Raw genomic sequence first — 17333 nt, forward strand, 5'->3', positions numbered from 1 at the left:
CAGGTGAACGTCGTCGCCGGGACGGAAGCCCGCGCGCAGCCCCCGCGGACCGGACAGGTCCGCCTTCCCCACGGCCGCGCGGGCCTGGTGCTCACCATCGTCGGGCTGCCCCTGCTGACCGTCGTCCTGTTGCCGCTGCAGGCACGGCTCGCCGTCGGCAGCTTCCTCCTGATCTACCTGCTCGCCGTCGTCGTGATCGCCGTGCTGGGCGGGGCCGGGCCGGCGCTGTCGGCGGCCGTGGTCTCGTTCCTGCTGGTCAACTGGTTCCTGACACCTCCCTACTACACGCTGGCCGTGGCCAACCGGGACACCGCTGTGGACCTGGTCGTGTTCGTCCTCGTGGCCGTCCTGGTCAGCGTCGCCGTCGAGCTCGGTTCCAGAGCACGTCGCGCCGCCGACCGCCACTTCGTCGAGTCCCGGCTGCTGTCCGAGCTCGGCGCGGTCGAGTTCGGTGACGGGTCGGTGAGCACCGTCCTGGAGCGGGTCCGGGCGTTGTTCACCATGGATGCCGTCGCGCTGCGCAAGGCCTCGACGGATGACGCCCCCCTCCTGGCATCGGTGGGCAGCGACATCCAGGGTCGCCCGACCCTGCGCGCCCCCGCCCCGGGCGGCCTGGAGCTCATCGCGTGGGGCCCCGAGCTCGTCGGCCAGGATCGGCACCTGTTCGCGACCCTGGCCGACCTCGCCGCACGCGCCTGGGAGGGTCAGGAACTGGCCAAGCAGGCCGGGCGGGCCGAAACCCTCGCCGAGACCGACCGCATCAGGGCCGGGCTGCTGGCTGCCGTCGGGCACGACCTGCGAACCCCGCTGGCCGGCATCAAGGCCGCCACCTCGAGCCTTCGCCAGGATGACGTGCCCTGGAGCGACGACGAACGCGCCGCGCTGCTCCGGACGATCGAGGAATCCGCCGACCGGCTGTCGGACGTCGTCTCCAACCTGCTCGCCATGAGCCGGATCCAGGCCGGTGTGCTGCCCGTGGACCTGCAACCCATCGCGCTCGACGCGGTCGTTGCCCGTGCCGTGCTGCACGGCACGACGCGTCGCGTCGCCGTCGACACCCCCGACAACCTGCCCTTGGTGCTGGCCGATGCCGGCCTGCTGGAGCAGGTCATCGCCAACCTGATCGACAACGCAGCCCGGTTCACTCCCGAGGGCGGCACCGTGGAGATCCACGCCGAGGCACCCGCCCCCGGCCCGGGCGTCGCCGAGCTCGACCTGGCCCGCCTGCACGTCGTTGACCACGGGCCAGGCATCGAGCCCGGCACGTGGGACGCCGTCTTCGTCCCGTTCCAACGACTTGGGGACCAGGACGTCAGCACGGGGCTCGGGCTGGGTCTGGCGATCGCGCGCGGGTTCCTCGACGCGATGAACGGGCGCCTCGAGCCCTCCTCGACCCCGGGCGGTGGACTGACCATGACCATCTGCCTGCCGACCGCCGCATGAGCAGGATCCTGATCGTCGAGGACGACCCGCAGATGCTGCGCGCCGTGAGCATCAACCTCCGAGCACGGCGCTACACCGTCACCGCCGTGCGCGACGGCTCCGCCGCCCTCAGGTCGGCTGCGGCCAGCCCACCCGACCTGGTCATCCTCGACCTCGGCCTGCCCGACATGGACGGGGTGGAGGTCGTCGCCGGCCTGCGGGGATGGACCACCGTTCCCGTCATCGTCCTGTCCGCCCGCGACGGCCAGAGGGACAAGGTCCGCGCTCTCGACGTCGGCGCGGACGACTACCTCACCAAGCCCTTCGGCATGGACGAGCTCCTCGCCCGGGTACGGGCGGCACTGCGGCGCGCCCACCCCGACCCGCAGGCCCCGGTCGTCACCACCGATGCCTTCACCATCGACCTCGCATCGAAGCGAGCATCCCGGCACGGCACGCCGGTCAGACTCACTCCCACCGAGTGGCACCTCATCGAGATCCTGGTGCGCCACCCCGGCCGGCTCGTCACCGGCAGCCAGCTGCTCACCGAGGTGTGGGGACCCGGACGGGACAAGGACACCAACTATCTGCGTGTCTACATGGCCCAGCTGCGCGCCAAGCTGGAACACGACCCCTCCCAGCCCCTCCACCTCATCACCGAGCCCGGACTCGGTTACCGCTTCGACCCGTAGGTCCACCCGAGTCGCGACCTCGGCCTGGTGCTCCACCTCGGCGAGCCGGGCGGTATGGAGTGACTGCGCGCTCAGGCGGGCGCACTCCCGGCCGTCGCGCTCCCGGCCGTCGCGGCCGGGTCGGGCTGGAGCTCCGTCCTCGCGATGATCTCCTGGACCACCTGCTCGGGGACGTTCTCCTGTTTGGCCGCCTCCGCCTCCTCGTGCTGCTTGACCTCGACCCGCGCGGCCTGCCACGCGGACCAGTGGCCCGACACCAGCGCCCACAGCGAGAGCGCCGAGACGTAGACCACCGAGTTGACCCAGTGGGTGACCAGCGACACCGGGATCATCACGAGCCAGAAGATCGTCAGCCATCCGTTGACCCGTCGCATGAAGACCGGGTCGCCCTGGATGCTGGCCCACAACGACTTCACAAGTGGCATCAGGAGCTCCTCGAGGCACGGAACATTGCGGGCTCACTGTCCCGCAGAAACCGCCTCGATGTCGCGCACCATCCTGAGAGTTGCCTATGGATCCTCGTGCAGGACACGCCCATCGCCGCCGTGGGCGAGGGCGCGTCGTGGCCTTCGAGCTCAGCGGCGGACGAGCCCGTCGGCACCCACCAGCGGGTTGTGCGCGGTGGGCACCCGCTCCGCCGGCGCCGGCGGCCCGGGCGGGGTGCCGTCGCCGAACGGGCGGCCGCCCAGCGCCTCCCGCCCGTGCGGCGTACCCCAGCCGGTGAGGTCGGGGCCGGCGGGCACCACCCCGGTGGGGTTGATGTCGCGGTGCACCTCGTAGTAGTGGCTCTTGATCTGGACGACGTCGGTGGTGTCGCCGAAGCCCGGGGTCTGGAACAGGTCGCGCGCGTACGCCCACAGCACCGGCATCTCGGTCAGCTTGCTGCGGTTGCACTTGAAGTGGCCGTGGTAGACCGCGTCGAAGCGCGCCAGCGTCGTGAACAGCCGCACGTCGGCTTCGGTGATGGTCTCGCCCATGAGGTAGCGCCGGTCGGCCAGCCGCTCCTCGAGCCAGTCCAGCGCCGTGAACAGCCGTTCGTAGGCGTCCTCGTAGGCCGCCTGGGTACCGGCGAACCCGCAGCGGTAGACCCCGTTGTTCACCTCGGTGTAGACGCGCCTCATCACCACGTCCATCTCCTCGCGCAGCGGCTCGGGGTAGAGGTCCGGCGCGCCGGCGCGGTGGTGCTCGCGCCACTGGGTCGAGAAGTCGAGGGTCATCGGCGCGAAGTCGTTCGTGACGACCCGGCCCGAGGCGATATCGACCAGCGCGGGCACCGTGATGCCGCGCGGGTACCCCGGGAAGCGCTTCTCGTAGGCGTCCTTCAGCCGCGGGATGCCCAGCACCGGGTCGAGCCCGTCGGGGTCGAGGTCGAAGGTCCACGAGTCGCTGTCATGGGTCGGGCCGCACAGCCCCATCGAGATGGCGTCCTCGAGCCCCAGCAGGCGCCGCACGATGATCGCCCGGTTGGCCCACGGGCAGGCGCGGGCGACGACGAGGCGGTAGCGCCCCGGCTCGGCCGGCCACTCGTGTTCGCCGGCCCCGTCGGTGGTGACGCGGTCCTCGATGTAGGTGGTGTCGCGCTGGAACTCGTCCTCGACGTACGTGCCCTGGGTCATCGTCTTCCTTGCTGTCAGCGGGGCAGCGCGCCCAGGCGGGCGAGCAGCAGGGTCTCGGCGACGCAGACCTTCTCGAACTCGCCGAGGTGCAGCGACTCGTTCGCACCGTGCGCGCGGGCGTCGGGGTCCTCGACGCCGGTGACGAGGATGGCGGCCTCGGGGAACTGCTCGGCGAAGGCGGCGACGAACGGGATGGACCCGCCCACGCCGATGTCGACGGGCTCGACGCCCCAGGCGTCGGCGAACGCGGCGCGGGCCTGGTCGTAGACGGGCCCCTGCGCGTCGGCCGCGAAGCCGAGACCGCGGTCGTCGAGGTGCACCTCGACCTTCGCGCCCCACGGGGCGTGCTCGAGCAGGTGCGCCTTCACGAGCTCGAAGGCGTGCATGTCGTCCTCGGCCGGCGCCAGACGGATCGAGACCTTGGCCGACGCACTGGGGACGAGGGTGTTGGACGAGGTGGCGACCGACGGGGCGTCGATGCCGATGGTCGTGGCCGAGGGCTTGGTCCAGATGCGCGAGAGCAGGCTGCCCGAGCCGATGGTCGAGACGCCGTCGAGCAGGCCGGACTCCTCGCGCAGCCGCTCCTCGGAGAACTCGAGGTCCGCGGCCTCGCCCTCGAGCACGCCCGGCACCGCGACGTTGCCCTCGTCGTCGTGCAGGGAGGCCAGCACCCGCACCAGGGTGGTGAGGGCGTCGGGGACGGCACCGCCGAACATCCCGGAATGGACGCCGTGGTCGAGGGTGGTCACGGTGACGACGACGCGGATCATCCCGCGCAGGGTCGTGGTGAGGGCCGGCTCGCCGATCGCCCAGTTGGTGGAGTCGGCCAGCACGATGGCGTCGGCGCGCAGCTTCTCGCCGTGCTTCTCGAGGATGGTGGGCAGCGAGTCCGAACCGATCTCCTCCTCGCCCTCGACGAAGATCGTGACGCCGACCGGCAGGTCGTCGCCGTGCGCGCGCAGAGCGGCCACGTGCGCCATCACCCCGGCCTTGTCGTCGGCGGCGCCGCGCCCGTAGAGCCGCCCGCCGCGCTCGGTGGGCTCGAAGGGCGGGCTGTCCCACAGGGCGTCGTCGCCGGGGGGCTGGACGTCGTGGTGGGCGTAGAGCGTGACGGTGCGTGAGCCGGGGGGGCCCGGCTTGTGGCCGATGACCGCCGGGCGGCCGCCCTCGCGGACGATCTCGACCTCGCAGCCCTCGGCGCGCAGCAGCGCCGCGGTGGCCTCGGCGCTGGCCTCGACGTGCGCCTGGTCGAAGGCGTCGAGCGAGACCGACGGGATGCGGGTCAGCGCCTCCAGGTCGGCGCGCACCTGCGGCATCAGGTCACGGACCCGGTCGCGCAGGGCGCCGGTCTGGGCATCGTCGAGTACGTCGCTCACGCCTCCCGACCCTACCGACCGACGACCCGCCCGGGCGGCGGGCCCACGCACCTCGACGGGCCCGGCCCCGTGAGCGCCTAGAGTTGACCCCGTGTTCGGACGCAGCAGGACCGATGAGCAGACCACCGCGCAGACCGTGGCGGAGCGCGAGGGCGCCAAGAACCGGCCCACGCCCAAGCGGCGCGACCAGGAGGCGGCCCGCAAGCGCCCCCTGGTCATCGCGGACCGCAAGGAGGCGCGCAAGGTCGACCGCGAGGAGCGCCGCGCCAAGCTCGCCCAGACGCGCAAGGCCATGGAGACGGGCGACGAGAAGTTCCTGCCGGCCCGCGACAAGGGCCCGGCCCGCCGCTTCATCCGCGACTACGTCGACGCGCGCCGCAACCTCGCCGAGTTCCTGCTGCCGATCATGCTGGTGGTGCTGGCTCTCAGCCTGGTGCGGCAGCAGACGATCTTCACCCTCAGCGTCCTGCTGACCTGGGGCTCGGTGCTGGCCGTCGCGGCCGACACCTTCATGATGTGGCGCGGCGCGAAGAAGGGCATCATCGCGAAGTTCGGCGCCGACGAGGTGCCCCGCGGCGGCTGGAGCTACGCCGCCCTGCGGGCCTTCCAGATGCGCCGGCAGCGGATGCCGAAGCCGCAGGTCGCGCGGGGCCAGTACCCGTCCTGAGGCGACGGGGCCGCGCCCCGACCTACGGGGCGGCGTCCAGGCTCATCGGCCCGTAGACGACCGCGCCGTCGCGGTGCAGCGTGACGCTCGCGACGCCGGCCTCGGCCAGCTCGCGCCAGACCTCGCCGAACCAGCTCTCGGCGTCGGACTGCGTCGGGAAGGTCGGCTCGCTGGTGGGAGCGCCGGTGACCGGGGCCCCGGAGGCGTCGGCGTAGGTCCAGCTCCACTGCTCGCTCACGACGACCGCACCCCCGCCTCGACGAACGGAGGCCTGGTGACGGTGGCCGCGACGTCGCGGCCACGGACGTCGACGACGACCTCGTCGCCGAGCGTGACCGAGCGGTCGAGCAGCGCCAGGGCGATGCCCTGCTTGCGGGTCGGCGAGAAGGTGCCGGAGGTGACCTCGCCGACGACCGCCCCGGAGGCGTCGCGCACCTCGCAGTGCGAGCGCGGGATGCCGCGCCCCGTGACGACGAGCCCGCGCATCAGCCGGCCGTCCTTGGCGGCGCGCTGGGCGGCCAGCGCCTCCTTGCCCCAGAAGGTGTCCTTGTCCCAGCCCACGGCCCAGGCGGCCCCGGCCATCACCGGGGTGATGTCGAGCGAGAGGTCGTTGCCGTGCAGGGGATAGCCCATCTCGGTGCGCAGGGTGTCGCGGGCGCCCAGCCCAGCGGGCAGCCCACCCTCGGCACGTACGGCCTCGAGGAGGGCGTCCCACACCGAGGCGGTGACGTCCCAGGCGGGGACGATCTCGTAGCCGCGCTCGCCGGTGTAGCCGGTGCGGCAGACGATGACCGGGAGCCCGTCCCAGGTGGTCTCGACGAAGCTCATGTAGTCGTGGTCGGTCGGCAGACCGAGGCGCCGCAGCACCTCGTCGGAGCGCGGCCCCTGCACCGCCAGCACGCCGTAGCCCTCGTGCAGGTCCTCGACGACGACCCCCTCGGGGGCGGCGGCGGCCAGCCTCCGCACCACCTCGGCGGTGTTGGCGGCGTTGGGGATGAGGAACACGTCGTCGTCGGCGCGCAGGTACTGGATGAGGTCGTCGACCACACCGCCGGACTCGGTGCAGCACATCGTGTACTGGGCGCGCCCCGGGCCGATGCGGCGCAGGTCGTTGGTGAAGCAGGCGTTGACGAAGTCGGCGGCGCCCGGCCCGCTGACGCGGGCCTTGCCGAGATGCGAGACGTCGAAGAGCCCGACCCGCTCGCGCACGGCCGTGTGCTCGGCGACGACGCCGCCACCCGGGTACTCGATGGGCATCGACCACCCGCCGAAGTCGGCCATCTTCGCGCCGAGGGCGACGTGGCGGTCGTGGAGCGGGGAGCGCCTGAGGTCGGTCATACGGGCACCGTACCGCGCCCCCCGGACGGCGCCACGGCCCCGGATAGTGTGGCGACATGACTTCACTGACCGTGACGACCAAGACCCCCGCGGACCTGCCCGTCGACGCCCTCGTCGTCGGCTCCGTCCGCACCGACGACGGCCCGGACCTCGCTGCCGGGCACGGGCTCCCCCGCCAGGCCGTCGTGCACCTGCAGGCCGTGCTGGCCGACCTCGAGGCCACCGCCAGGACCGGCGACGTGCACCGGGTCGTGGCGGTCCCCGGGGTCAAGGCGACCTCCGTCGTCGTCACCGGGCTGGGGGCCGGCAGCGCGCGCAGCACCGCCTTCGACCCCGTCGCCCTGCGCGACGCCGCCGGCGCGGCGCTGCGCTCGGTGCGCACCAAGCGCGCCGTGGCCGTGGCTCTGCCGACCCCCGACGTCGACAGCCTCGGCGCGGTCAGCGACGGCGCGTTCGCCGGCGTGTACCAGTACGACAAGGCCACCTCGCTGGGCACCCCGCGGGCCGGCAAGGCCTCGGCCCCGGTCGCCGGACCCACCATCACCGTCTTCTCCGGCGCCGGCCAGGGCAAGGAGGCCCGCGACGTCGTGGCGCGCTCGGCGACTCTCGGCGCCGCCCGCGACTGGGCCCGGGACCTGGTCAACACCCCGCCGAACGTGCTCTTCCCGCAGTCCTTCGCGGACGCGGTGAAGAAGAAGGTCTCCGAGTCCCCCGGGCGCGTCACCGTGACGGTGCTGGACGAGAAGGCCCTCGCCAAGGGCGGCTTCGGCGGCATCGTCGGCGTCGGCCAGGGCTCGGTCAACCCGCCGCGCATCGTCACCATGCGCTACGCGCCCTCCGGTGCCAAGGCCTCGGTCGCCCTGGTCGGCAAGGGCATCACCTTCGACTCCGGCGGCCTCAACCTCAAGCCGTCGACCGGCATGGTCACCATGAAGTCCGACATGGCCGGTGCCGCCGCGGTGGCGGCCACCGTGCTGGCCGCGGCCGAGCTCGGGCTGCCGGTGGGCGTCACCGGCTACCTCTGCCTGGCCGAGAACCTGCCCAGCGGTACCGCCCAGCGCCCCAGCGACGTCGTCGTGATGCGCAACGGCACCAGCGTCGAGATCCTCGACACCGACGCCGAGGGCCGGATGGTGCTCGGCGACGGCATCTGCCTGGCCAGCGAGAAGAAGCCCGACTGGATCGTCGACATCGCCACCCTGACCGGCGCCCAGATGGTGGCGCTCGGCGCCGACATCGCCGGTGTGATGGGCAACGACGACGCGTTCCGCACGTCGGTCGTGGCGGCCGCCGACGCCGCGGGCGAGGGCGCCTGGGCCATGCCGCTGCCGGCCGCGATGCGCGCCAAGCTCGACACCCCCACCGCCGACATCGCCCACAAGGGCGACCGCGACGGGGGCATGCTGACGGCCGCGATCTTTCTGCAGGAGTTCGTCGGCGAGGGCATCCCGTGGGCGCACCTCGACATCGCCGGGCCGTCGTTCAACACCAAGGGCGCGACCGGGGCGACGCCCAAGGGCGGCACCGGCTTCGGGGTCTCCACCCTGCTGGGCCTGGTCGAGCGGCACGCGCGGGGCTGACCGGCTGCGCGCCGTCCCCACGACGACGGGGCCGGACCACCGTGGAGGTGGTCCAGCCCCGTCGCGTCGCTCGTCGGTGCCGCGCAGCCGGTCAGCCGCTCTTGCGGCGGAACATCTGCTGGCGGGCGCTGGTCTCGGGCCCGTGGGCGTGCTCGATCCTGCCGTGCTCGGACTGGTCACCGGCCTCGCCCCGTGAGCGCGCCTGCTTGGCGTCCAGCGCCGCGCGGAAACGGGCCTTGACGTCGTCCTCCACGGCCGGTCGGGGCTTCCCCTTGGATGACATGGCCACACCTCTCGTCGTCGGTCAGTACCCCTACGCTCGCAGGTCCGTCGCCGCGGTGCGAGTGGCGTCCCGCGCTCAGGTGCCGTTCTGGCGCTGGCGGGTGGTCCACGCGCGCATCCGTGCCGGGTACCCGGTGAGGTTCACGTCGTAGACTGGGACCTCGAGGCCGCGCGCGACGTCGAAGGCCTGGGGGCGGCTCGGGAGCGCCCGGCGGGTCCACTCGCCGTCGTGCGCGATGAGGACCACCGTGGTGGCGGTGACGTTGGTGGCGGGCTCGACGTAGGCCTCGACCCCACGGCGGGTCCGGACGAAGTCCTGCAGGTGCGAGCGCGCGCTCGCCAGGTCGCTGCCGTCGTGCGGCGCGACGTCCCCACGCCGCCCGCGTCTCCACCACGCCATGGGGCCACGATAGGGGGTCGACCCGTACGTCCCCTGGGTGCCCGCTGTCCCCCCGGGGTGTCGCGCCGGTGGCCGCCACTCATGGCCGCGGCGCGCCTCCGGGATCGGTCCACCGCGCGTCGCGACCTCGTGCGACCCGCGTGGGAGTGACAGGATGCGTGTCAGCGTCGCGCCGGCCACCCGTACCGGCGGATGCGTCAGACGCCACCAGCGAGAGGGAGCAGCACCGGATGCCGGCCACCGCCGAGACCACCCACGACCTCGTCGTCCTCGGGGGAGGCAGTGGGGGCTACGCGTGTGCCCTGCGCGCCGCCGAGCTCGGCCTGTCCGTCGCGCTCGTCGAGAAGGACCTCCTCGGGGGGACCTGTCTGCACCGGGGCTGCATCCCCACCAAGGCGCTGCTGCACGCGGCCGAGGTCGCCGACGCGGCCCGGGAGGCCTCGCGCTTCGGTGTGCGGGCCAGCCTCGAGGGCGTCGACATGGCGGGGGTCACGACCTACCGCGAGGGGGTCGTGGGGCGCCTGCACCGCGGGCTCCAGGGGCTGGTCAAGGCCCGCAAGGTCGAGTACGTCGAGGGCGAGGGGCGCCTCGACGGCCCGCACACCGTGGTCGTCGGCGACCGGCGGCTGGTGGGGCGCCACGTCGTGCTGGCCACCGGCTCGTACGCCCGCACCCTGCCCGGCCTCGAGCTGGGCGAGCGGGTCGTCACGAGTGACGGCGCGCTGGCGCTCACCGAGGTGCCGGGGCGCGTGGTCGTCCTCGGCGGTGGGGTCATCGGCGTCGAGTTCGCCTCGGTGATGCGCTCGTTCGGCGCCGAGGTCACCGTCGTCGAGGCCCTGCCGCGGCTCGTGGCGTCCGAGGACCCCGCGAGCAGCGCGGCCCTCGAGCGGGCCTTCCGCAAGCGCGGCATCACCGTGCGCACCGACACCCGCTTCGCCTCCGCCACGACGTCCGCCGACGGCGTGACCGTGTCGCTCGAGGGCGGCGAGACCCTCGAGGCCGACCTGCTGCTCGTGGCCGTCGGCCGCGGGCCGGTCACCGACGGGCTGGGCTACGTGGAGGCCGGCGTACGGCTCGAGCGCGGCTTCGTGGTCACCGACGAGCGCTGCGCCACCGGGGTGGAGGGTCTCTGGGCGGTGGGCGACATCGTGCCCGGGCTGCAGCTGGCGCACCGCGGCTTCGCGCAGGGCATCCTGGTCGCGGAGCAGATCGCCGGGCTCTCCCCCGCGCCCCTGGTCGAGTCCCAGATCCCGCGGGTCACCTACTGCGAGCCCGAGGTCGCCTCGGTCGGGCTCACCGAGGAGCAGGCCCGCGCCGAGCACGGCGACAGGGTGCAGACCTACGAGTACACCCTCGGCGGCAACGGCAAGTCGCAGATCCTCGGCACGCAGGGCTTCGTCAAGCTGGTCCGCGTGACCGACGGCCCGGTCGTCGGGGTGCACATGGTCGGTTCCCGGATGGGCGAGCAGATCGGCGAGGCGCAGCTGATCGTCGCCTGGGACGCCTTCCCCGAGGACGTGGCCGCCCTGGTGCACGCCCACCCGACCCAGAACGAGGCCCTCGGCGAAGCCCACCTGGCGCTCGCCGGCAAGCCCCTCCACGCACACAACTAGAGTGATGTCCGCCACCGCCCACGAAGGAGAGCACCACTGATGTCCGAACGTGTACAGATGCCCGCACTCGGCGAGTCCGTCACCGAGGGGACCGTGACGCGGTGGCTCAAGAGTGTCGGTGACGAGGTGGCGGTCGACGAGCCGCTGCTCGAGGTCTCGACCGACAAGGTCGACACCGAGATCCCCTCCCCGGTGGCCGGGACGCTCCAGGAGATCCTCGTCCAGGAGGACGACACCGTGCCCGTGGGCGCCGACCTCGCCGTCATCGGCGACGGCGCCGCGCCGGCCGACAGCGGTTCGGGCGATGACCAGGCCGCGGCCCCCACCGCGTCCGAGGGCCCGGGCGACGGCCCCGCCGACCAGGTCGAGGACCCCGCCGACGCCGGTGCGGTCGCCGACGCGGGCGACGAGGGCGGCCAGGATCCGGCCGAGCCGCAGGCCTCCACCGACCAGCCCGCGCCGGATGCCCCCGCCGCGGAGGCTCCCGCCCAGGAGGCCCCGGCCGCGCAGCCGTCCTCCGGTGGCGGCGACGGCACGACCGTCACGATGCCCGCGCTCGGCGAGTCCGTCACCGAGGGCACCGTCACCCGGTGGCTCAAGGCCGAGGGCGACGAGGTCGCGGTCGACGAGCCGCTGCTCGAGGTCTCGACCGACAAGGTCGACACCGAGATCCCCTCCCCCGTGGCCGGCACGCTGACCAGGATCCTCGTCCAGGAGGACGACACCGTCCCCGTGGGCGCCGACCTCGCCGTCGTGGGTGGCAGCAGTGGCGGCAGCGCCCCCGCGCAGCAGGAGGCCGCCCCCGCCGAGGAGACGGCCCCCGAGCCGGAGCCCGAGCCCGAGCCCGAGAGGGCTCCCGAGCCTGCGCCCGAGCCGCAGCAGCCCGCCGCCCAGGAGAAGGCCCCCGAGCCCCAGAAGGCGCCCGAGCCCGCTCCGGCGCAGGAGGCCGCACCGCAGCAGACGCCCGACGCGGCGGCGGCCCAGGCCGACGGCGCGCCCGCACCGTCCGGCTCGACCGCTCCCCCGGCTCCGGCCTCGAGCGACGACGCCTCGGCGTACGTCACCCCGCTCGTGCGCAAGCTGGCCGCCGACCACGGCATCGACCTGGCCACCCTCCAGGGCAGCGGCATCGGTGGGCGCATCCGCAAGCAGGACGTCCTGGCCGCCGCCGAGGCGGCGAAGCCCGCGGCCGAGGAGCCCGCCCCGGAGGCGGCCCCCGCCGCCGCGCCCGCGTCGGCCGCCGCCGCGCCGGCCGACTCCGGCAAGCGCGGCACGACCCAGCCGATGAGCCGCCTGCGCAAGATGATCGCGCGCCGGATGGTCGAGTCGCTGCAGACCTCGGCCCAGCTGACCACGGTCGTCGAGGTCGACGTCACCCGCATCGCACGGCTGCGCGACCGGGCCAAGGCCGACTTCGCCGCGCGCGAGGGCACCAAGCTCAGCTTCCTGCCCTTCTTCACCCTGGCCGCGGTCGAGGCGCTCAAGACGCACCCGACCGTCAACGCCAGCATCGAGGGCGACGACGTGACCTACCACGGCACCGAGAACGTCGGCGTCGCGGTCGACACCGAGAAGGGGCTCATCGTCCCGGTCATCAAGAGCGCCGGCGACCTCAACATCGCCGGGCTGGCGCGCGGCATCGCCGACCTGGCGGACCGCACCCGCAGCAACAGGATCACCCCGGACGACCTCTCGGGTGGGACCTTCACCATCACCAACACCGGCTCGCGGGGTGCGCTGTTCGACACCCCGATCATCAACCAGCCGCAGGTGGCCATCCTCGGCACCGGGGCGGTCGTCAAGCGCCCGATCGTGGTCGTCACCGACGACGGCGGCGAGACCATCGCGATCCGCTCGATGGTCTACCTCGCGCTCTCGTACGACCACCGGATCGTCGACGGCGCCGACGCCGCCCGCTTCCTCTCGACGATGAAGCAGCGACTCGAGGAAGGCGCGTTCGAGGCCGACCTCGGTCTCTGACGCGCCGCCGACACCGTGTCCCGCATCGCCGTCACCGGCTCGTCCGGCCTCATCGGCACCGCGCTCGTCGCCGCGCTCCAGCAGCGCGGCGACGAGGTCGTGCGGCTCGTCCGACGGGCGCCGTCCCGCCCCGACGAGGTGCAGTGGGACCCGTCGTCACGCCACCTCGACCCGCAGGTGCTGGGCGCGGTCGACGGGGTGGTGCACCTCGCGGGAGCCGGCGTGGGCGACCACCGCTGGACCCCCTCGTACAAGCACGAGATCCTCGCCTCGCGCACCGACAGCACGACCGCGGTGGCGCGGGCCGTCGCCGAGGTCGGGCACCCGGTGCGCCTGGTCTCGGGGTCGGCCGTGGGCTTCTACGGCGACCGGGGCGACGAGGAGCTGACCGAGCGGAGCCCGCCCGGCACCGGGTTCCTGGCCGACGTCGTGCTGGCCTGGGAAGCCGCTGCCCAGCCGGCCGTCGATGCCGGCGCCTCGGTGGCCTTCGCCCGCACCGGCATCGTGCTCGCCCCCGAGGGCGGAGCCGCCGCGCCGATGCTGAAGCTGGGGCGGCTCGGTCTCGGCGGCCCCCTCGGCTCCGGGAAGCAGTTCTCGCCGTGGATCACGCTGGTCGACGAGGTGGGCGCCCTGCTGCACCTGCTCGACCACCCCGAGGTCACCGGCCCCGTCAACCTCGTCGGTCCCGCGCCGGTGCGCCAGCGCGAGATCGCCGCGGCCATCGGCCGGGCCGTGCACCGCCCAGCGCTCCTCCCGGCCCCGTCGTTCGCGATGAAGGCCGTGCTGGGCGAGTTCGCGGGCGACGTCCTGGCCAGCCAGCGGGTGGTGGGCGACGCCCTCGTGGCCGGCGGCTTCCACCACACCCACGGCGACCTCGAGTCGGCCGTCGCCTGGCTGGTCGCCTGACGCGCGCGCGGCACGCTCACCCGGCCATCAGGTCGCGGATGCGCCAGCCGCCGTCGGTGCGCACGAGCTCGACCACGACCGGCCGGCCGGCGGTGGCCGCCCGGGGCACCGACGGGCCCTCGCCGACGACCTCGTAGGCGCTGGTGGCGATGCGGGCGGTGACGACCGCGAGATCGCCCCGGACGCGGACCGTGCGTACCCCGGAGACCTCGTACTGCAGGCCCTCGTAGCGCAGCCCGGCCCGCGCCAGCTGCGTGACGCCGGCGGCGTCGCGGGCGTAGAGCGGCCCGGTCGGAGCCTCGGCGTCGACGAGCCGCCCGGTGTCGGCGCCACGCCACGCCTCGGCGCGCGACCGGGCCAGGGTCGTGAGCAGCTCGGCGGCGCGGCGGCGCGGCGCGGTGGGGTCGAGCCGGACGTCGACCACGGTGGTGGCCGCCCCTGCGCGGCCCGGCGAACGATCCGGGGAGGGCCGGACCACCGGCGTCGTGCGCGCGGTGGGAGCCGGCGACGCGGCGGTCCGCACCGGTCGGGACACCGCCGTGGTCGGCGCCACCGACCGACGGCCGGCCCCGCCGGCGGCGACGCCCTGATCGCCGGGCGCGTCGGTGGCCCAGGCCGCCCAGCCGGCCACCCCGGCCGCCAGGGCGAGTGCGACGACTCCGGTGGCCACCCCGCGCCCCACCCCGCGGGCGCCCTGGGCCCACCGGATGAGGACGGACGGCCCGCGCGGCTCCCGCCCGGCGTCGTCGGCGACCTCCGCCGCGGCGGCCCGCAACCGGTAGGTGACGGCCTCGACGGCATCCCCCTCGACCAGCTGGAGCGGGACCGCGGGCGCCGCGTCGAACAGCGCCACGGCCAGCTCGTCCGCGCCCGGCCGGTTCTGCGGGTGGGCGCTGACCGCCGCCTCGACCAGGGCGACCAGCCCCGCGGCGGCCGCGCCGGCGCGACTCACCTCGGCCAGCGCCGGCCGCAGGCCCGGCGGCCCGGGTACCGCCCCGCTGAGGCACAGCCAGCCGAGGGCCCCCAGGGCGTAGACGTCGGCGGCGGCATCCGGGCTCGCCCCCAGCACGACCTCGGGGGCCAGGTGGCCCTCGGTGCCCCAGACCGCCGTCGGCGCCTCCCCGAGCACGTGGCCCAGCCCGAGGTCGGCGAGCACCGGCCGGCCGTCGAGGTCGAGCAGGACGTTGCCGGGCGACACGTCGCCGTGCACCACCCCGGCCGCGTGCAGCCGGCCCATCGCCGCCGCCACCGGTGCCAGCACCGTGACGACCTCGCCCGGCGACAGGTGCCCGCGGGCGGCGACCAGCGACGCCAGGCTGCCCCCGCGCATCAGCGGCAGCACCAGCGCCGCCCGCCCGTCGGGCAGCGCCACGCACGCCTCGACCGCCAGCAGGTGGTCGGCGGCCACCCGGCCGGTGACCGACGCCTCGCGCGCCGCCGCCTCGACCGCCTCGGGGTCGGCCGAGGTCACCTTGACGGCCACCCGCCGGCCGTCGCGCTCGCGCAGCGCCTCCCACACCTCGGCGGTGCCCCCGCGCCCCAGGACCGCGCCCAGCTCGAACCCCGGGACGAGGGGCGGGCGCGCGGTGGTGGGCTCCATCCCGCCACTGTGCCCCGGACGCCGGAAACCACCGCGAGGTTTTCCACAGGCCCTCGTACAGTGACCCGATGAGCGCCGACGGCCCGACCATCCTCGCCACCTCGGGCGGCTACCGCGGGGGCACCCGCACCCGGTTCGAGTACGACGCGCTGGTGCACCACGCGGTCGAGCTGTCGGGGGTACACGGTCGCCGACCGCGGATGACCTTCGTGGGGACCGCCTCCGGCGACCCGCGCTGGTTCTCCCACGAGGCCGCCGAGGCCGGGCGCGTGGCGGGCTTCGACGTGACCGTGCTCGACCTGTTCCCGATGCCGAACCTCGACGACGTGCCCGGCCACCTGCTCGAGCAGGACGTGGTGTGGGTCAACGGCGGCTCGGTGGCGAACCTGCTGGCGGTCTGGGCGGTCCACGACCTCGGCCCCGCTCTGCGCGCAGCCTGGGAGGCCGGGGTCGTCCTCTCGGGCGTCTCGGCCGGGTCCATCTGCTGGTACCTGGGCGGCACCACCGACTCCTTCGGCCCCGAGCTGCGAGCCGTCACCAACGGGCTCGCCTTCCTCCCGTACGGCAACGGCGTCCACTACGACTCCGAGGCTCGGCGCCGCCCGCTCGTGCACCGGCTCGTCGCCGACGGCACCCTGCCCGTCACGCACTGCACCGACGACGGGGTCGGGCTGGTCTACCGCGGCACCGAGCTGGTCGGGGCCGTCACCGAGCGCGACGGCGCGGCGGCCGCGTACGTGGTCACGGCCGACGGCCGAGGGGGCGCGGTCGAGGAGCGCGTCGAGCCGCGGCGCCTCCCCACGCCCTGAGGCACGGGGGCCGCCGTCAGCGGCGCGGCGTGACGACCTCGACGACGCGCTGCTCGGCCGCCGCCACCCGGGCGGCGTCGACGACCGCGAGGGTGTGCACGGCGTCCCAGGGGTCGATGGGCATCGCGGCCTGCGGGTCGGGCGAGGCCAGCGCCGCGGCCACCGCCCGGTAGAGGTCGGCCTGCGAGGAGCGCACCCGCGGCACGGCCATCGGCTCGTCGCCGCCGTACAGCCAGCCGCAGTGGTCGGCGTCCGGGTCGCGCTGCCCCGACCAGACGTGGGCCTCGCCCTCGAAGTCGGCCTGCACGTAGGCGGCCGCCCGCCCGAGCAGCCGCACCCGGGGGCCCGGTGCCGCCGCCAGGGACGTCGCCGACAGGTGCGACACGACCCCGCTCGTGTGGGTGACCAGCAGGAAGGCGTCGTCCTCGGCCGGGGTGCTGCGGGCCGCCACCGTGGCTGCCACATGGGTCACCGGCCCGAAGAGCTGCACGGCCGCGTCCACCAGGTGGGTGTGCAGGTCGAGCAGGATGCCGCCGCCGTCCTCCCAGGGTGCGTTCTCGCGCCAGCGGTCCTTGGGCACCGGGCGCCAGCGCTCCCAGCGCATCTCGTAGCGGAACGGCTCCCCCACGCGCCCGTCGGCGAGCAGCGCCCGCACCGTGGTGTGCTCGGGGTCGTAGCGCCGGTTCTGGAACACCGTGAGCGGCACCCCGGCCCGCTCGGCGTGGCGGACGACCGCGGCGCCCCGCTCCGCGTCCACGGCCAGCGGCTTGTCGACCACGCAGGGCCGCCCGGCGTCCACCACGGCGCGGACGTGCTCGGCGTGCGCGCCGCTCGGGGTCGCGAGGACCACGAGGTCGACGTCCTCGAGGGCGAGCAGGTCGTCCAGGGTGGGCACGACCGCGGCGCCGGGCAGCCCGGCCCGCACCGCCGCCGCGCGTTCTGCGTCCCGCGTCGACACCGCCACGATGTCGAGCCCGGCCTCGAGCAGGCGGGGGGCGTGGATGGTGCGGCCGGCGGAGCCGTACCCGGCGAGGGCGACGCGCGTCATCCCG

17 protein-coding genes are annotated in these 17333 nt (G+C 74.6%); 8 read left to right on the plus strand and 9 right to left on the minus strand.

What is annotated here, in order from left to right; genetic code table 11:
- Positions 1–3: 3 nt before the first annotated feature.
- Positions 4–1443 (plus strand): sensor histidine kinase, encoded by a 1440-nt coding sequence (locus tag ATL31_RS02110; RefSeq protein WP_101394313.1) that lies wholly within the window; start codon positions 4–6, stop codon positions 1441–1443.
- Positions 1440–2114: a response regulator gene (locus ATL31_RS02115; RefSeq protein WP_101394314.1), complete on the plus strand. Its 675-nt coding sequence runs from the start codon at positions 1440–1442 to the stop codon at positions 2112–2114. The genes ATL31_RS02110 and ATL31_RS02115 overlap by 4 nt, the downstream gene beginning before the upstream one ends.
- A gap of 71 nt (positions 2115–2185) precedes the next feature.
- Here ATL31_RS02115 and ATL31_RS02120 read toward each other — a convergent pair whose 3' ends face one another.
- From ATL31_RS02120 to ATL31_RS02130, 3 genes are all read right to left on the minus strand, one after another.
- Positions 2186–2539 carry a hypothetical protein gene (locus ATL31_RS02120; RefSeq protein ID WP_143598278.1) on the minus strand — a complete coding sequence of 118 codons (354 nt, stop codon included), beginning with the start codon at positions 2537–2539 and terminating at the stop codon, positions 2186–2188.
- A 150-nt stretch (positions 2540–2689) separates the two neighbouring features.
- On the minus strand, positions 2690–3730 hold the full coding sequence (locus ATL31_RS02125; protein ID WP_101394316.1) for a glutathione S-transferase family protein: 1041 nt from the start codon (positions 3728–3730) through the stop codon (positions 2690–2692).
- 14 nt (positions 3731–3744) lie between these two features.
- Positions 3745–5046 (minus strand): dipeptidase, encoded by a 1302-nt coding sequence (locus tag ATL31_RS02130; protein WP_101397149.1) that lies wholly within the window; start codon positions 5044–5046, stop codon positions 3745–3747.
- A 151-nt stretch (positions 5047–5197) separates the two neighbouring features.
- Between ATL31_RS02130 and ATL31_RS02135 the strand changes: the two genes are divergently transcribed.
- A complete protein-coding gene (locus ATL31_RS02135) occupies positions 5198–5773 on the plus strand; it encodes a DUF3043 domain-containing protein (RefSeq protein ID WP_101394317.1) in 576 nt (191 codons plus the stop codon).
- 22 nt (positions 5774–5795) lie between these two features.
- Here the strand turns inward: ATL31_RS02135 and ATL31_RS02140 are convergent, their stop codons facing one another.
- Both ATL31_RS02140 and gcvT read right to left on the minus strand, forming a co-directional pair.
- Positions 5796–6011 (minus strand): hypothetical protein, encoded by a 216-nt coding sequence (locus ATL31_RS02140; protein WP_101394318.1) that lies wholly within the window; start codon positions 6009–6011, stop codon positions 5796–5798.
- Positions 6008–7111: a glycine cleavage system aminomethyltransferase GcvT gene (gene gcvT, locus ATL31_RS02145; RefSeq protein ID WP_101394319.1), complete on the minus strand. Its 1104-nt coding sequence runs from the start codon at positions 7109–7111 to the stop codon at positions 6008–6010. The genes ATL31_RS02140 and gcvT overlap by 4 nt, the downstream gene beginning before the upstream one ends.
- 56 nt (positions 7112–7167) lie before the next feature.
- On the opposite strand from gcvT, the gene ATL31_RS02150 reads away from it, so the two are divergent.
- Entirely contained in the window at positions 7168–8691 is a 1524-nt protein-coding gene (locus ATL31_RS02150; RefSeq protein WP_101394320.1) for a leucyl aminopeptidase, read from the plus strand.
- Positions 8692–8782: 91 nt separating this feature from the next.
- Here ATL31_RS02150 and ATL31_RS02155 read toward each other — a convergent pair whose 3' ends face one another.
- Both ATL31_RS02155 and ATL31_RS02160 read right to left on the minus strand, forming a co-directional pair.
- The gene (locus ATL31_RS02155; RefSeq protein WP_101397151.1) at positions 8783–8974 is read right to left on the minus strand and encodes a DUF5302 domain-containing protein; all 192 of its coding nucleotides are present in this window, start codon (positions 8972–8974) and stop codon (positions 8783–8785) included.
- Positions 8975–9049: 75 nt separating this feature from the next.
- Positions 9050–9373 (minus strand): hypothetical protein, encoded by a 324-nt coding sequence (locus ATL31_RS02160; RefSeq protein WP_101394321.1) that lies wholly within the window; start codon positions 9371–9373, stop codon positions 9050–9052.
- 230 nt (positions 9374–9603) lie between these two features.
- Here ATL31_RS02160 and lpdA point away from each other — a divergent pair, with 230 nt between their 5' ends.
- The 3 genes from lpdA to ATL31_RS02175 are packed head-to-tail and all read left to right on the plus strand — an operon-like array spanning position 9604 to position 13872.
- On the plus strand, positions 9604–10986 hold the full coding sequence (lpdA, locus tag ATL31_RS02165; protein WP_101394322.1) for a dihydrolipoyl dehydrogenase: 1383 nt from the start codon (positions 9604–9606) through the stop codon (positions 10984–10986).
- Between the two features lie 39 nt (positions 10987–11025).
- On the plus strand, positions 11026–12966 hold the full coding sequence (gene sucB, locus ATL31_RS02170; protein WP_101394323.1) for a 2-oxoglutarate dehydrogenase, E2 component, dihydrolipoamide succinyltransferase: 1941 nt from the start codon (positions 11026–11028) through the stop codon (positions 12964–12966).
- Positions 12967–12981: 15 nt separating this feature from the next.
- On the plus strand, positions 12982–13872 hold the full coding sequence (locus tag ATL31_RS02175) for a TIGR01777 family oxidoreductase (RefSeq protein WP_245861842.1): 891 nt from the start codon (positions 12982–12984) through the stop codon (positions 13870–13872).
- A 16-nt stretch (positions 13873–13888) separates the two neighbouring features.
- Here the strand turns inward: ATL31_RS02175 and ATL31_RS02180 are convergent, their stop codons facing one another.
- Positions 13889–15472, minus strand: a complete 1584-nt coding sequence (locus ATL31_RS02180) for a protein kinase domain-containing protein (protein WP_101394324.1) — start codon at positions 15470–15472, stop codon at positions 13889–13891.
- Between the two features lie 68 nt (positions 15473–15540).
- On the opposite strand from ATL31_RS02180, the gene ATL31_RS02185 reads away from it, so the two are divergent.
- A complete protein-coding gene (locus tag ATL31_RS02185; protein WP_101394325.1) occupies positions 15541–16281 on the plus strand; it encodes a Type 1 glutamine amidotransferase-like domain-containing protein in 741 nt (246 codons plus the stop codon).
- Positions 16282–16297: 16 nt separating this feature from the next.
- Here the strand turns inward: ATL31_RS02185 and ATL31_RS02190 are convergent, their stop codons facing one another.
- Complete coding sequence (locus ATL31_RS02190) at positions 16298–17329, minus strand: Gfo/Idh/MocA family protein (RefSeq protein ID WP_101394326.1); 1032 nt, start codon at positions 17327–17329, stop codon at positions 16298–16300.
- Between the last annotated feature and the right edge of the window lie 4 nt (positions 17330–17333).

The organism is Phycicoccus duodecadis (genome assembly GCF_002846495.1).
Taxonomy (GTDB): Bacteria; Actinomycetota; Actinomycetes; order Actinomycetales; family Dermatophilaceae; genus Phycicoccus; species Phycicoccus duodecadis.